This is a genomic window from Bradyrhizobium sp. CFUWI (assembly GCF_056429085.1).
Genome location: NZ_JBWJZE010000010.1, coordinates 27,262 through 41,779 on the forward strand (window position 1 = coordinate 27,262; position 14,518 = coordinate 41,779).

The 14,518-nt window shown below is 65.3% G+C and carries 17 protein-coding genes; 9 read left to right on the forward strand and 8 right to left on the reverse strand.

Annotated elements, in window-relative coordinates; all coding sequences use genetic code 11:
- Positions 1-107 precede the first annotated feature (107 nt).
- Positions 108-650: an REP-associated tyrosine transposase gene (locus AC066S_RS21925; RefSeq protein ID WP_478270593.1), complete on the forward strand. Its 543-nt coding sequence runs from the start codon at positions 108-110 to the stop codon at positions 648-650.
- Positions 651-1,597: 947 nt separating this feature from the next.
- Here AC066S_RS21925 and AC066S_RS21930 read toward each other — a convergent pair.
- Positions 1,598-2,440, reverse strand: a complete 843-nt coding sequence (locus AC066S_RS21930) for an AAA family ATPase (RefSeq protein WP_028152332.1) — start codon at positions 2,438-2,440, stop codon at positions 1,598-1,600.
- A gap of 105 nt (positions 2,441-2,545) precedes the next feature.
- Positions 2,546-2,791, reverse strand: coding sequence for a GlsB/YeaQ/YmgE family stress response membrane protein (locus AC066S_RS21935; RefSeq protein ID WP_126255191.1), 246 nt, complete (start codon positions 2,789-2,791; stop codon positions 2,546-2,548).
- A 163-nt stretch (positions 2,792-2,954) separates the two neighbouring features.
- Between AC066S_RS21935 and AC066S_RS21940 the strand changes: the two genes are divergently transcribed.
- The 3 genes from AC066S_RS21940 to sseA all read left to right on the forward strand — a co-directional run bounded on the left by AC066S_RS21940 (position 2,955) and on the right by sseA (position 5,664).
- On the forward strand, positions 2,955-4,130 hold the full coding sequence (locus AC066S_RS21940) for a vWA domain-containing protein (RefSeq protein ID WP_126255192.1): 1,176 nt from the start codon (positions 2,955-2,957) through the stop codon (positions 4,128-4,130).
- Positions 4,131-4,265: 135 nt separating this feature from the next.
- Complete coding sequence (locus AC066S_RS21945) at positions 4,266-4,679, forward strand: rhodanese-like domain-containing protein (RefSeq protein WP_135162775.1); 414 nt, start codon at positions 4,266-4,268, stop codon at positions 4,677-4,679.
- A gap of 130 nt (positions 4,680-4,809) precedes the next feature.
- Complete coding sequence (gene sseA / locus AC066S_RS21950; RefSeq protein WP_126255193.1) at positions 4,810-5,664, forward strand: 3-mercaptopyruvate sulfurtransferase; 855 nt, start codon at positions 4,810-4,812, stop codon at positions 5,662-5,664.
- 140 nt (positions 5,665-5,804) lie between these two features.
- Here sseA and AC066S_RS21955 read toward each other — a convergent pair whose 3' ends face one another.
- Entirely contained in the window at positions 5,805-6,593 is a 789-nt protein-coding gene (locus AC066S_RS21955; RefSeq protein WP_126255194.1) for a hypothetical protein, read from the reverse strand.
- Positions 6,594-6,963: 370 nt separating this feature from the next.
- On the opposite strand from AC066S_RS21955, the gene AC066S_RS21960 reads away from it, so the two are divergent.
- Entirely contained in the window at positions 6,964-8,163 is a 1,200-nt protein-coding gene (locus AC066S_RS21960) for a L,D-transpeptidase family protein (RefSeq protein WP_167767397.1), read from the forward strand.
- 58 nt (positions 8,164-8,221) lie between these two features.
- Here the strand turns inward: AC066S_RS21960 and AC066S_RS21965 are convergent, their stop codons facing one another.
- Both AC066S_RS21965 and AC066S_RS21970 read right to left on the reverse strand, forming a co-directional pair.
- Positions 8,222-9,184, reverse strand: a complete 963-nt coding sequence (locus tag AC066S_RS21965) for a D-2-hydroxyacid dehydrogenase family protein (protein WP_478270594.1) — start codon at positions 9,182-9,184, stop codon at positions 8,222-8,224.
- 132 nt (positions 9,185-9,316) lie between these two features.
- Positions 9,317-9,532, reverse strand: coding sequence for a hypothetical protein (locus AC066S_RS21970; RefSeq protein ID WP_063201904.1), 216 nt, complete (start codon positions 9,530-9,532; stop codon positions 9,317-9,319).
- Positions 9,533-9,763: 231 nt separating this feature from the next.
- On the opposite strand from AC066S_RS21970, the gene ettA reads away from it, so the two are divergent.
- Positions 9,764-11,413, forward strand: coding sequence for an energy-dependent translational throttle protein EttA (gene ettA / locus AC066S_RS21975; protein WP_126255197.1), 1,650 nt, complete (start codon positions 9,764-9,766; stop codon positions 11,411-11,413).
- A gap of 7 nt (positions 11,414-11,420) precedes the next feature.
- Positions 11,421-12,647, forward strand: a complete 1,227-nt coding sequence (locus AC066S_RS21980; protein ID WP_126255198.1) for a lytic murein transglycosylase — start codon at positions 11,421-11,423, stop codon at positions 12,645-12,647.
- An 80-nt stretch (positions 12,648-12,727) separates the two neighbouring features.
- Here AC066S_RS21980 and AC066S_RS21985 read toward each other — a convergent pair whose 3' ends face one another.
- Positions 12,728-13,012: a hypothetical protein gene (locus AC066S_RS21985; protein WP_028179902.1), complete on the reverse strand. Its 285-nt coding sequence runs from the start codon at positions 13,010-13,012 to the stop codon at positions 12,728-12,730.
- 240 nt (positions 13,013-13,252) lie between these two features.
- Positions 13,253-13,576, reverse strand: coding sequence for a hypothetical protein (locus tag AC066S_RS21990; protein WP_164718317.1), 324 nt, complete (start codon positions 13,574-13,576; stop codon positions 13,253-13,255).
- Between the two features lie 131 nt (positions 13,577-13,707).
- Here AC066S_RS21990 and AC066S_RS21995 point away from each other — a divergent pair, with 131 nt between their 5' ends.
- On the forward strand, positions 13,708-14,013 hold the full coding sequence (locus AC066S_RS21995; RefSeq protein ID WP_126255200.1) for a hypothetical protein: 306 nt from the start codon (positions 13,708-13,710) through the stop codon (positions 14,011-14,013).
- Positions 14,014-14,020: 7 nt separating this feature from the next.
- Here the strand turns inward: AC066S_RS21995 and AC066S_RS22000 are convergent, their stop codons facing one another.
- Entirely contained in the window at positions 14,021-14,176 is a 156-nt protein-coding gene (locus AC066S_RS22000; RefSeq protein ID WP_478270595.1) for a hypothetical protein, read from the reverse strand.
- On the opposite strand from AC066S_RS22000, the gene AC066S_RS22005 reads away from it, so the two are divergent.
- Positions 14,175-14,447 carry a (2Fe-2S)-binding protein gene (locus tag AC066S_RS22005; RefSeq protein WP_126255201.1) on the forward strand — a complete coding sequence of 91 codons (273 nt, stop codon included), beginning with the start codon at positions 14,175-14,177 and terminating at the stop codon, positions 14,445-14,447. The genes AC066S_RS22000 and AC066S_RS22005 overlap by 2 nt on opposite strands.
- The last annotated feature ends 71 nt before the right edge of the window (positions 14,448-14,518 follow it).

The window sequence follows — 14,518 nt, forward strand, 5'->3', positions numbered from 1 at the left end:
CGAAACCCATCGTGCTTCGGCGAGTGCTGAACGATGATGGGTTTCGCTGCGCTCTACCCATCCTACAAGCCGCATGAACTCGATCTTGAGTTGTGCTACGGTGCGGCATGACCTCCTATCGGCGCAACTTCGTCCCCGGCGGAAGTTACTTCTTCACCGTCAACCTGGCGGATCGAAATCTCTCATTGCTGACCGCGCATGTCGATCTGCTGCGCGCCGCCTTTCGCCAAACCCGCCGGCGTCACCCCTTCACAATCGATGCGATCGTGGTGCTGCCCGAGCACCTTCACACGGTTTGGACGATGCCGAACGGCGATGCGGATTTCGCAATGCGATGGAGGCAGATCAAATCCGCCTTTTCTCGCAGTCTCGACGACGTCGAACCAGTATCGCCGAGCCGGGCCGCCAAAGGCGAGCGCGGCATCTGGCAGCGCCGCTACTGGGAACACACAATCCGCAACGAGGAAGATTACGCCCGGCATATCGATTACGTGCACATCAATCCCGTCAAGCACGGACTGGTCAATCGCGTCCGCGATTGGGCGCCGTCATCCTTCCATCGCCACGTGGAGCTCGGTATTTACCCGCCAGATTGGGCTGGCGATCTGTCGCAATGCGACGACGATGCCCAATTCGGAGAGCGCAATTGATGCAGCCGTAGGATGGGTAGAGCGCAGCGAAACCCATCGCGCCTTGGCGAGCGTGGTAAGATGATGGGTTTCGCTGCGCTCTGCCCATCCTACGAGCTGTTGCGATATTGTAGAGGTGGTGGGCACGGCGCAAGCGCCTTTGCCCACCCTACAAGCTTGCTGTGTCGCTCGGCAGTCAACCCCTCCGCGCGAAAATATTCCACTTTACCGAAATTCGGAATTGCGGCATAACCCGAAACAGCCCGGCCCGAGGAAGAGGGGCGGTTCGCGAGTCGTTCGAAACGCGGGCCGGGTTGCGGTGGACGCGGCAGCGTCGGCACGAGATAGTAGCGGGCAGGGCGGGTAGTCCCTGTGAGTCCGCGGCCGCGTGCAGACGAACGGCGCTGTGCGCGTACGGCAAAACCGTGTGGTCCTGGCCGTCGTTGCTACGGTCAAGCCGTATCGAAGATGCGCGCGAGCCCAACCGGGTGGACGGCATCGTCAATTCGAGCGGCGAGGGAGGCCAGAAGGAAAGTTCGGCTCCCGGGAGAGCACGGCATAAGCCGTCCGACCATCGCGCAGGGAAGGCCGAGTGATTGGCACCACCTGTATGCTGCTGTGCGGTTTGTCTTGCGTGTGCGTCTTGCGCAGCAGACCGCGGGTGCGTTGTCAGCACCCGGCCTTCCCTGCGCCCTCTTTCTTTTGGGGCGAGGAATGAGAGCAAAGCTCGGGCGAAATGCGCCGCGAGGCTGCGAAGGCGTGTCTGCGACCAGGATGCGAGTGTGGAGGCCGCGAGCGCTTGTCTCTCCCCGTCACCCTGAGGCGCTCGCCTCTTCGGCGAGCCTCGAAGGGCGACGGCCCCTGTGGCATCTTGGCCGTTCATCCTTCGAGGCTCCCGGCGCGATGCTCTGCATCGCGCCGCTCGCACCTCAGGATGACGGGACTAGCGGCGGAACGCGAACGCCCGCCTACACTTCCCGTCGGCTCAAAAACGCCAGCCGCTCGAACAGATGCACGTCCTGCTCGTTCTTGAGCAGCGCGCCGTGCAGCGGCGGGATCAGCTTGCGCGGGTCGCGCTCGCGCAGCTGCTCGACGCTCATGTCCTCGTTGAGCAGCAGCTTGAGCCAGTCCAGCAGCTCCGAGGTCGACGGCTTCTTCTTCAGGCCGGGCACCTCGCGTACCTCGAAGAAGATGCGCAGCGCTTCCTCGACGAGGCGCTTCTTGATGCCGGGGAAGTGGACGTCGACGATGCGGCCCATCGTGTCGGCGTCGGGGAACTTGATGTAGTGGAAGAAGCAGCGGCGCAGGAAGGCGTCCGGCAGTTCCTTCTCGTTGTTGGAGGTGATCATCATGATCGGGCGCTGCTTGGCCTTGATCGTCTCGCCGGTCTCGTAGACATGGAATTCCATGCGGTCGAGCTCGAGCAAGAGGTCGTTGGGGAATTCGATGTCGGCCTTGTCGATCTCGTCGATCAGGAGCACCGGGCGCTGCTCGGCGGTGAAGGCCTCCCACAGCTTGCCGCGCTTGATGTAGTTCCTGATGTCGGAGACGCGCGCATCGCCCAGCTGGCTGTCGCGCAGGCGCGACACCGCGTCGTATTCGTAGAGGCCCTGCTGCGCCTTGGTGGTGGACTTGATGTGCCAGGTCAGCAGCGGCGCGTTCAGCGCCTTCGCCACTTCCTCCGCCAGCACCGTCTTGCCGGTGCCGGGCTCGCCCTTGATGAGCAGCGGGCGCTCCAGCACGATCGAGGCGTTGACGGCCACCTTGAGATCGTCGGTCGCAACATAGTCCTTGGTGCCGGTAAATTTCATCGCGCGTCCTTGTTGGTCGTCGTCGTGAGGCAATGCCAATTCGTTGCCTTGGTCACGACAAGCGAACGGCCGCACATGGCGGCCGTTCCTGGTTCGGTCAGGCTTTCAGACCCGTTTTATCAGCGAAAGGATGACGAGCACAATCACCGCGCCGATGGTGGCGTCCACGATGGCGCCGACCGTGCCGGAGGCGAGCTGGATGTGGAGCTGGGGCAGCACCCAGCTCGCAACCAGCGCGCCGATGATGCCGACGACGATGTTGCCGACCAGCCCAAATCCCGCCCCGTGGACAATCTTGCCCGCGAGCCAGCCTGCGATCGCGCCGATAATGAGCGCTGCGAGAATTCCCATTGCATACGTCCCCAAAACAACCCCGTGAGGACGCCAATTCTAGAGCAAAAAGCATCCGGGTCCACGCTGAATCGCTCGATCCATCGGCGCGGCTCACCTCTCCCCAGCGGGGAGAGGTGGAGCGCCCCTTGACGTTCGCCCCCCGACGGGCAATCTGTCACTCATGTTCCTGCAATTCTTCACCTCTCTGCGCGACGCGCAGGTCCCTGTGACGCTGCGCGAATACCTCACGCTGATGGAGGCGCTCGACGCCGACCTTGCGGACTACACGGTCGAGAACTTCTATTACCTGTCGCGCGCCTCGCTGGTGAAGGACGAGCGCAATCTCGACAAGTTCGACCGCGTCTTCGGCACGGTGTTCAAGGGGCTCGAGAATCTCCTGGATGCCATGGAGAAGGCGGAGATCCCCGAGGAATGGCTGAAGAAGCTCGCCGAGAAATACCTGACGGAAGAAGAGAAGAAGCAGATCGAGGCCATGGGCTGGGACAAGCTCATGGAGACCCTGAAGAAGCGGCTAGAGGAGCAGAAGGGCCGGCACCAGGGCGGCTCGAAGTGGATCGGCACCGCCGGCACCTCGCCGTTCGGCGCCCACGGCTACAATCCCGAAGGCGTGCGCATCGGCCAGGAGAAGAACCGCAACAACCGCGCCGTGAAGGTGTGGGACAAGCGCGAGTTCAAAGACCTCGACGGCAATGTCGAGCTCGGCATCCGCAACATCAAGGTGGCGCTGCGCCGGCTGCGCAAATTCGCGCGCACCGGCGCGCCGGACGAGCTCGATCTCGACACCACGATCCGCGAGACCGCCAATCACGGCTATCTCGACGTCCACATGCGCCCCGAGCGGCGCAATGCGGTGAAGCTCCTGGTGTTCTTCGACATCGGCGGCTCCATGGACATGCATATCGAGCAGGTCGAGGAGCTGTTCTCGGCGGCGAAGAGCGAGTTCAAGCACATGGAATATTTCTACTTCCACAATTGCCTCTATGAAGGCGTGTGGAAGCAGAACAAGCGCCGCTTCACCGACCGCACGCCGACCTGGGACGTGCTGCACAAATACCCGCACGACTACAAGATCGTGTTCGTCGGCGACGCCTCGATGTCGCCTTACGAGATCATGGTGCCCGGCGGCTCGGTCGAGCACGTCAACGAGGAGCCCGGCTCGGTCTGGCTCGACCGAATCATCCGCACCTATCCGCATGCGGTGTGGCTGAACCCTGTGCAGCAGAAGCACTGGGACTATTCGGAATCCACTACCATCATTAAGCGCATCTTCGCGGGCCGGATGTATCCGATCACGATCGAGGGGCTGGAAGCTGCGATGAAGGAATTGACGCACTGATGTCTCCCGTCGTCATTCCGGGGCGCGACGAAGTCGCGAGCCCGGAATCCATCGGGCCACAGTCCGTGTAGATGAATGGATTCCGGGCTCGATGCTGCGCATCGCCCCGGAATGACAACGAGAAGGGAGAACCACATGCCCCAAAACATCACCCGCGGCATCAAGGCGCTGATCGACGAGGCCAATGCCGAGATCGAGACGCTCACCGCCAAGGACGCCATCGAGATATCGAAGAACGGCGACGTCGTCATCGTCGACATCCGCGACCCCCGCGAGATCGAGCGCGACGGCCGCATTCCCGGCGCCTTCGCCTGCACCCGCGGCATGCTCGAATTCTGGATCGATCCGCAGAGCCCCTACGCCAAGCCGATCTTCCAGGAGGACAAGAAGTTCGTCTTCCACTGCGCCGGCGGCCTGCGCTCCGCGCTCGCCGCCAAGACCGCGCAGGACATGGGCCTCAAGCCCGTCGCCCACATCGCCGGCGGCTACGCCGCCTGGCGCGATGCCGGCGGCCCGACGGAGAAGTGGGAGCCGAAGAAGAAGGGGTGAGGGCCTCTCTCTCACCGTCATTCCGGGGCGCCCGAAGGGCGAGCCCGGAATCCATTCATCGACCGACACTGCCGCACGATGGATTCCGGGTTCGTGCTGCGCACGCCCCGGAATGACAAGGAAATAGCGAATGACCGCCACCGACCCCCTCGTCTCCACCGAATGGCTCGCCGCCCATATCGGCGAGGCCAACGTCAAGATCCTCGACGCCAGCTTCAAGCTGCCCGGCGTGCTGCCGCTGCCAAAGGACGATTATCTCGCCGCGCACCTGCCGGGCGCTGTGTTCTTCGACGTCGATGCGGTGTCGGACCATTCCAACCCGCTGCCGCACATGTATCCGAGCGCCGAGCAGTTCGGCCGCGACGTCGGCAATCTCGGCATCGGCAATAGCGACACCGTCGTGCTCTACGATGCCGGCGGCTGGGTCGCCGCGCCGCGCGCGTGGTGGATGTTCCTGGCGTTCGGCCACGACAACGTGCGCATCCTCAATGGCGGCCTGAAGAAATGGCGCGCCGAGGGGCGCCCTGTGGAGAGCGGCGAGGTGAAGCCGAAGCCGGCGACGTTCAAGGCGAGCTTCGACCCGAAGCGCGTGCGCAGCATGCAGCAGCTCATCGCCAATGTCGAAAGCCGTGCCGAGCAGGTGATCGACGCGCGCGCCGCCGACCGTTTCGAGGGCCGCGCGCCCGAGCCGCGTCCGGGCATCCGCTCCGGCCACATCCCGGGCGCCCGCAACGTGCCGTATAATCTGCTGTTCGACGCCGCGACCGGCACGATGAAGCCGCTCGAGGAGCTGCGCGCCGCCTTCACGGGCGCCGGCGTCAAGCTCGATGCGCCGATCGTCACGAGCTGCGGCTCCGGCGTCTCCGCCGGCGTGCTGACGCTTGCGCTCTACCGCCTGGGGATCACCGACACCGCGCTCTATGACGGCTCCTGGTCGGAATGGGGCCAGGAGGGCGGCCCGGCCATCGCGACCGGTCCGGCGTAGCCTCGCTATTTCCACATCGTCATGGCCGGGCTTGACCCGGCCATCCACGTCTTGAGGCGCGGCACAAAGAACGTGGATGCCCGGGACAAGCCCGGGCATGACGATGTTCGAAACGATTGCAGGGCCGCAAGGAAGGCGCCTCAGCGCGTGCGCGCGGTCGTCGTCGCGAAGGCCGGTTGCTGCTGACCGAACGGATCGAGCTGCTGCTGCAATTGCTGAGGCGGCGGGCGCCGCACCACGCGGTGCGGCTTCTTCGCCTTCGCCTTGCGCTTGGTCGCCTTGTCGTCGGCCTTGCTCTCGGGCTTGCTATCGACCTTGGCCTTCGCCGGCGCGTCCTTCACGGCCGTCGTCGCCGGATCGTTCAGCGCGGCCAGCTTGCTTGAAGCGACGTCGGGCGCCGAGGAGGCGAGGGCGGCACTGGGATCGACCGGTGCCGGCTCGCTGGCGGTCGCGACAGCGGCAGGCGTAACGTCCGGCTTGGCGTCGGGAATCGAGGCCGTCGCGTCGGCTGGGGTGAGCGTGTCGGCCGGGGCTGGCGCAGTGGCGTCCGCCGTGGTCTCGGACTTGGCCGGCTCGACAGCCGCCGCTTCCGCCGGAGGCGCAGCGGCCTGCGTCAGGACGTCAGCCTCGGTCAGCGCGGCGACCTGCTCCGGATCGGTGGCGGGCAGTCCAATGGTCGGCACCTGGTCGCGGATCGACGGCTCGGGTTCGGCCGTGACCTCCGGCTCGGCGCGGAGGACCGCGAGCACCGGCTGGGCAGGCTCGGAAGCTTGCGCGAACATCTGCTCCTGCGGGCCGTTCCGCCAGGACGGGTTGCTGACATACTGCTCGTGGCTCGCGCGTAGCAGCGCGGCGGCGCCCAGGCCGAACACCAGGATGGAGGTTGACAGCAGGATCGCGGCAAACAGGAAGCGAAAGCCGGGAAGCATCGAAGGGGTGCGAATTTCCGCCCCGGCGGCGTGGGGTGCCAGGGCCCATGAGCCATCTGAACGCGGTGACGGTACTGTTTGCCGTGTTCGCCGCGCGGGGAGCAGGAGCTCAAATCGGCGGCGAATCAGGCTGATTCGAACATACCGCAACGATTTCGAGCCGTTCCGCTAAATTCGGAGCCGATCTGTCAGGCAAGCCGGGGCGCGATGCGATTTTCGCCCCGTGATGCAACGGGGCAACGGTAGTCTTGCGGATCACAAAACGGCAAATCCGGCTCAAATAAGCCTGATATGTCTTGAATGTGCCGCTATCTTCCGTCATCTGGCCGTTAACGGGCCGGTCGGGCTTGGGGACTATACAAGAGCGATGATGATCAAACATTTTCTGACGATATGCGCTGCCGCAACAGTCGCTGCGGCGGGAACCTCGCTCGCGCAGGCTCAGAGCTATCCGGTCCAGCAGGTGCCGGGCTACGGCGCCCCGGCCGAGTATCGGCCCGGCGACCGCACGCCCAATTTCGACGCGCTCGACGATGACGACGACGCGATGCCGCATGCATCGTTGCCGCCGCCCGGCCCGGCCGACGATCCGCGCTATGGCCGCCCGCTCGGCGCGCCCCCGGTCTATTCGGCAGCCCCGCCCCAGGGCCCGGTGATGTCGCCGGACGATCCGCGCTATGGCCGCCCCGCTGGCGCGCCGGTCTATTCGGCTGCGCCGCCGCAGGGCCCCGTGATGTCGCCCGATGATCCCCGCTACGGCCGCCCCGCCGGTCCGCCGCAGGTGATCTACGCCGATCGCCCGGGCCAGCAGGCTCCTGTCAATGATGGCCTGCGTCCGCCGGAGGCTGTCGGCGGTCCCGCCGCCACCGGAACGGTCCAGGCCGGGCAGCCGCCCGTCGGCGCCGACGGAAGGCCGATCACGTTGGCCGCGCTGCCGCCCGAGGAGCAGCCCGATGCTGCGCCGGTGCAGCTGCCGCCGAACCTGCGCCGCCAGGAGGTCTCGTTCCAGACCAAGGAGCCGGCCGGCACGCTCGTGGTCGATACGCCGAACACCTATCTCTACTATGTGCTCGGCAATGGCCGCGCGATCCGCTACGGGGTGCGCGTCGGCCGCGACGGCTTCACCTGGACCGGCGTGCAGAAGATCACCCGCAAGGCCGAATGGCCGGATTGGCATCCGCCGACCGAGATGATCGAACGCCAGCCCTATCTGCCGCGCTTCATGGCGGGCGGCCCGGGCAATCCGTTAGGGGCGCGCGCGATGTATCTCGGCTCGACCGTCTACCGCATCCACGGCACCAACCAGCCCTCGACCATCGGCAAGTTCGTCTCGTCGGGCTGTATCGGCATGCTGAACGAGGACGTTTCCGACCTGTTCGATCGGGTCAAGGTCGGCACCCGCGTGGTCGTGATGCCGGGCGGCCCGCCGCCGGGGACGGCGACTGCGTCCGCCGCGCCAGCGTCCGGTGCTGCTGCCGGTCCGGCTCCGATGGCCGCCCAGGCCGGGCCTGTCCCGGGCACGCAGCCGACGGTGGTCCCGCCGCTGCCCGCGCCGGTGACCGTGCGCTAAGCGCTGCGAGATAGAGTGCAAACTGCAATGGGCGTGCCTTGGCACGCCCATTGTCGTTTCAGGCCAGCCTGCGCGGCAACTCGCCGCCCTCAGTGAAGGCATCGATCGCCTCGACCATCTGGCCGTAATGGATGCGCAGGCCGTCCTTGGTGGCGTAGCCGAGATGCGGCGTCAGCACGAGGTTGTCGAGCTTGCGGAAGGGATGCTCGACCGGCAGCGGCTCGACCGAGAACACGTCCAGACCGGCGCCTGCGATCCTGCGCTGCTGCAACGCCTCGAGCAGCGCCTGCTCGTCCACGATCGGCCCGCGGGCAGTGTTGACGAGGAACGCCGTCGGCTTCATCCGGGCGAGGTCCTCGCGGCTGACGAGACCACGCGAGCGCTCGCTCAGCACGACATGGATGGTGACGATATCGGCCTTGGCGAACAGCTCCTCCTTGGTGGCGTAGCCGACGCCGGCGCCTGCGCATTTCTCCGGCGTCAGGTTCGGGCTCCAGGCGATCACGTTCATGCCGAACGCCTTGGCGATCCCGGCCATCTTGCTGCCGAGCTTGCCGAGCCCGACGATTCCGAGCGTCATGCCCTCGACCTCGACGCCGGCAAAGGTCTGCCAGGGCTCGCCGGCATGCATGCGCGCATTCTCGCGGCCGATGCCTCGGGTCAGCTCCAGGATCAGGCCCATGGTCAGCGGCGCGGTGGGATCGCGGGAATATTGCGTGCCGCCGATGACGATGCCGCGCGCCTTGGCGGTCTCCAGGTCGATCGCGGCATTGCGCATGCCTGACGTCAAGAGCAGCTTCAGCTTCGGCAAGCTCTCGAACAGGGTCCTGGGAAACGCCGTGCGCTCGCGCATCGCGCAGATGATCTCGAAGTCGGCCAGCGCGCTGGCCGCGGCCCGTTCGGAAGCGAAGGGATGGCTGAACACGGTGACGTCGACGCGGTCGGACAGTTTCTGCCAGTCGGCAACGTCGAGCGCGAGGTTGAAATAGTCGTCGAGAATTGCACAGCGCAGCCGGCTCATCAGCGTTCATCCATGGCGAGAGGTGAGGGCGCCGGGCCAGCGCCGTCGTCGGAACCGGGCCATGGTTGCGCGCAATCGCACCAGCGCGCAAGCCGCCTGCGTCTTCAAAAATCCGACAGCAGAGCGGGCGCTTTAGAGATCGCGGGGCTTCAGCCGGAACGGCGCATCCATGCCGTGCTTGGCGCGCCAGGCGGGGCCGGGGCCGCGCATGTAGTGCAGTTCGGGCCGGTAGGGATTGAAGGCGGTGGCGAAGAAGCGCTTCCAGAATCCCTTGATCTCCGAGGCGAAGTCGGAGACGTGGCCGGCTTCTGCCGGAACAGGAAGAGAATGGGTCTCGATCAGAGCCATGATGCGGCCTCGCTGTGCTCCCGTTCATTCTGGCGGGTGGCGCTGTTTCCGCGCGAAACCGAGCTTTTGCCTAATTCATTAAAAGATAGTTTCAATTGTCCGGATCAGGGCGAGATGGTGTCCGGACCGTATTCATCCGTGGTGAACGGACGGAAAACGTTGCCCTTTCGGGACGGGATCGCTACATCGCTGGCGAAGCAAATTTCCTCAAATCGAAGGTTTTCGGGACCGATGGCGCGCCAGTTCATCTATTTCATGCAGGGCCTGACCAAGAGCTACCCGACCCGGAAGGTGCTCGATAACATCCATCTGTCGTTCTACCCGGACGCCAAGATCGGCGTGCTCGGCGTCAACGGCTCGGGCAAGTCGACCCTGCTCAAGATCATGGCCGGGCTCGACAAGGAATACACCGGCGAGGCCTGGGTCGCCGAGGGCGCCCGCGTCGGCTATCTCGAGCAGGAGCCGCAGCTCGACCCTGCACTCTCGGTGCGCGAGAACGTCATGCGGGGCGTCGCCAAGCAGAAGGCGATCCTCGATCGCTACAACGAGCTCGCGGTCAACTATTCCGACGAGACCGCCGACGAGATGACGAAGCTGCAGGACGAGATCGAGGCCCAGGGCCTCTGGGATCTCGACAGCAAAGTCGACCAGGCCATGGACGCGCTGCGCTGTCCGCCCGATGATGCCGACGTCACCAAGCTCTCGGGCGGTGAGCGCCGCCGCGTCGCGCTGTGCCGGCTGCTGCTCGACCAGCCCGAACTGCTGTTGCTGGACGAGCCCACCAACCATCTCGACGCCGAGTCGGTGTCGTGGCTGGAAGGGCACCTGCGCAACTATCCCGGCGCGATCCTGATCGTGACCCACGACCGCTACTTCCTCGACAACGTCACGGGCTGGATCCTCGAGCTCGACCGCGGCCGCGGCATCCCCTATGAGGGCAATTACTCGTCCTGGCTGGTGCAGAAGCAGAAGCGTCTGGAGCAGGAGGGACGCGAGGACGCCGCGCACCAGAAGACGCTCGCCCGCGAGCAGGAATGGGTCGCGTCCTCGCCGAAAGCGCGCCAGGCCAAGTCCAAGGCGCGCTACCAGCGCTATGAGGAGCTGCTCAAGCAGGCAAGCGAGAAGCAGACCCAGACCGCGCAGATCATCATTCCCGTTGCCGAGCGGCTCGGCGCCAACGTGGTCGATTTCGAGGGGCTCAGCAAAGGCTTCGGTGATCGCCTCCTGATCGACAATCTCACTTTCAAGCTGCCGCCCGGCGGCATCGTCGGCGTCATCGGCCCCAACGGTGCCGGCAAGACCACGTTGTTCAAGATGATCACGGGCCAGGAGAAGCCGGACGCAGGCACGATCACGGTCGGCGAGACCGTGCATCTCGGCTATGTCGATCAGTCGCGCGATGCGCTCGACGGCAAGAAGACCGTGTGGGAGGAAATCTCCGGCGGCAACGAGCTGATCCTGCTCGGCAAGAAGGAAGTGAATTCGCGCGGCTACTGCTCGTCGTTCAACTTCAAGGGTGCGGACCAGCAGAAGAAGGTCGGTGCGCTCTCCGGCGGTGAACGCAACCGCGTGCATCTGGCCAAGATGCTGAAGTCCGGCGCCAACGTGCTGCTGCTCGACGAGCCGACCAACGACCTCGACGTCGACACGCTGCGCGCGCTCGAGGAGGCGCTGGAGGATTTTGCCGGCTGCGCCGTCATCATCAGCCACGATCGCTGGTTCCTCGACCGCATCGCGACCCACATCCTGGCCTTCGAAGGCGAGAGCCATGTCGAATGGTTCGAAGGCAACTTCCAGGACTACGAGAAGGACAAGATGCGCCGGCTCGGCCAGGACAGCATCATCCCGCACCGCGTGAAGTACAAGAAGCTGACGCGGTGATGGCGGCATGATGCGGCGGGCGCTCATCGCTGCGGTGATCGCGGTCACCTGCGGCTGGTCGTCCGCCCGCGCCACTGATGCCGCCTTCACCCAGTTCATCGCCTCGCTCTGGCCGGAGGCGCAGGCCGAAGGCGTCTCGCGCGCGACGTTCGAGCGAGAGACGCGCGGGCTCGAGCCTGATTACAAGCTGCCCGACCTGCTTCTGCCGGGCCGGCCTGCGACCGGCGCGCCGTCGCAGGCCGAGTTCGTGCAGGTGCCGGCCGACTACGTCAGGGAAGCGTCGATCGCGCGGCTCGCCGGCGAGGGGCAGCGGCTGCTGCAAAAATATCGGCCCGCGCTGACCGAGATCGAGAAAAGCTCCGGGGTGCCCGCCACCGTCATGCTCGCGATCTGGGGCCGCGAGACCGATTATGGCCGCTACACGCTGCCGTACGATCTGGTCCGCGTGCTGGCGACGCAGGCCTATGTCGGGCGGCGCAAGGATCAATACCGCACCGAGTTCATCCTTGCGCTGAAGATCCTCGGCGAGGGCGTGGTGACGCGCAAGGACATGCGCTCGTCCTGGGCGGGTGCCACCGGGCTGACGCAGTTCCTGCCGTCCGAATATTACAAGCACGGCGTCGATTTCGACGGCGACGGCCGCAAAGACATCTGGCACTCGGTGCCGGATGCGCTGGCCTCGGCCGCCCAGCAGCTCGTCAACAAGGGCTGGCAGAGCGGCGTGCGCTGGGCCTACGAAGTGCAGGCGCCCGCGAAGGTCGATTGCACCGCTGGTGTGCCCGAGGTGACGAAGCCGATCGGCCAGTGGCTGCGCGAAGGCTTCGTGCCGGTGCGTGGCCAGCGCCTGAGCGCGGCGGAGCAGGCACAGCCGGCCTCGCTGCTGCAGCCCGAGGGCATCTACGGCCCGTCATTCCTGACCACGAAGAACTACTTCGTCATCAAGGAATACAATTTCTCCGACCTCTATGTGCTGTTCGTCGGCCATCTCAGCGATCGCATGACGAACCCGCAGCCGTTCGCAACGCCCTGGTCGGCCTCCAAGCAATTGCGCACCAAGGATGTCGAGACGATGCAGCGCGGGCTGACGCGGATCGGGCTCTACAAGGACAAGATCGACGGCAAGGCCGGAATGCAGACGCGCGCGGCGCTGGGCGCCTATCAGAAGTCGGCCGGCCTCAAGGTTGATTGCTGGCCGAGCGAAGAGGTGCTGCGCTCGATCCAGGCAGGGCGATAGCGCAGGACCAAAAGAAAAAACCCGGCCGATGGTGTCGGCCGGGCTTCGATCGCGGCGCTTGCGAGCGCCGTGCGATCAGATCAGTAGCAGACGCGAACCGGGCGAACGACCCAGCCATAGCCGTCCCAATAGCGCTGGCGCTGCCAGTAGCAGGGCGGGGGCGGCGGGCCGGGCTCGGCCACGTAAACGGGACCACCATAGGCCGGGCGGCTCGACGCGATGGCGCCGCCGACGATCGCGCCGCCGATCAGGCCGGCCGCGATGCCGGCGCCAATGTTGTCACCGGCCTTGGCGGGCGGGGTGGCGGTCACCAGCGATCCGGCGACCGTCGCAACCGTGAGGGCGGCAACTAGAGTCTTCTTCATGCTCAGGGCTCTCCTGGGAGATGGGTTCCTCTGGTTAGAGGCGCCCGGGTTTCAAAGGTTCACGCACACTCTGATGGAATTGGCCGTCGGGCTAGGAAGCGCGCAAATGGTCAATCCACGGTAAACGCGCACGGAGCTGTGACGAGAAAAAGCGGTGTTTTTCAGGCCCCGAGATGAACGGCGCATCCGTAGTGAACCGGTGCAGCTGAAAGCCGTCGCAGTGAGCCGGTTCGAGGCGGCTCAGCCACAGACCCTGACGCGGCGAACGCGCCAGCCATAGCCGTCCCAGAAACGCTGCTTCTGCCAGACGCAGCCGCCGCCATAATAGCCGTCGGCGACATAGCCGGGAGCCGGCGCATAATAGCGCGGCGGGTAATAGCCGGGTTCGTAATAGCCCGGGCCGGGTCCGTAGTAATACGGAGAGGCCAGCGCGCCGCCGACGATGGCGCCACCGATGATCCCCGCAGCTACGCCTGCGGCGACACCGCGCTGGGCCTGGGCCGGAGTTCCGGCCGCGACGGCCAGGGTGGCGACGGCCGCGACCGCCACGAGGAATTTCTTCATGGATTGACCTTTCGTACAAACACGCTGGAACCGCTCTGGGCAGAGTTCCATACTTCGTCCGAATGATCAATGAACGGCCCCTTTGCCGGGCGCTACCAATTCATAGGAACCGGGGCTCTGCCAGGGAGGCGATGATGGGCAACGCGATGGCAAATGCATTGATCGTTGCCGGGATCGTTTCTGCGATCGGTTATGGCTGGTTGACCCACCTCCAGAACCGCCGCCGACGCTCGCGCGCCGGGGCTGGTGGCGACGGCGGGAGCAGCAGCGACACCTCCTACAGCGGGACGAATGACGGGTTCGCGCTGGGAAGCTGGTTTTCCGGCGACAGTTCGGGGAGTTCGACCGATAGCGGCACTTGTTCCAGCAGCGATAGCGGCGGCGGAGGCGGGGATTGTGGAGGTGGTGGCGACGGTGGTGGGGGCGGCGGCGACTAGATCCGCTCTAATCTTGATTCAGCGCAACGCCGGGTTTTGAAGCCGATCTAGGCTGTTCGTGGGCCAGTTTGGAATAGCTTGAAATACCGGTTTTTCCTTTTGCATCCGGCCGGCCCGTTAAATATCGATGATGACGCATCACCGAAGGGCCTATCGCTTCCATGATCGTTTGTTCCTGTAACGTGCTGAGCGATGACGACATCCGCGCCGCTGTCGCCGAGTCCGACGACGCCGTGCGCCATGCCAAGCAGGTCTATGGGTGCCTCGGCTGTAGCGCCGAATGCGGCCGCTGTGCGCGGACGATCAAGACCATCATCGACGAAGCCCTTGGCCCCTGCGCCCAGTCCTGTTGTACGGGCTGCCCGCACAGCCACACGATGGCCGCCAATGACGAGACGGCCGAGCCCGCCCAGTTCGCCCTCGCGGCCTGCTGACCTCTTCCCGCCGGATCGGCAGAGCTTTTCCCCGGCTGCGTCTCGGTAGCCAGTTGCCCTTATCCGCAAAC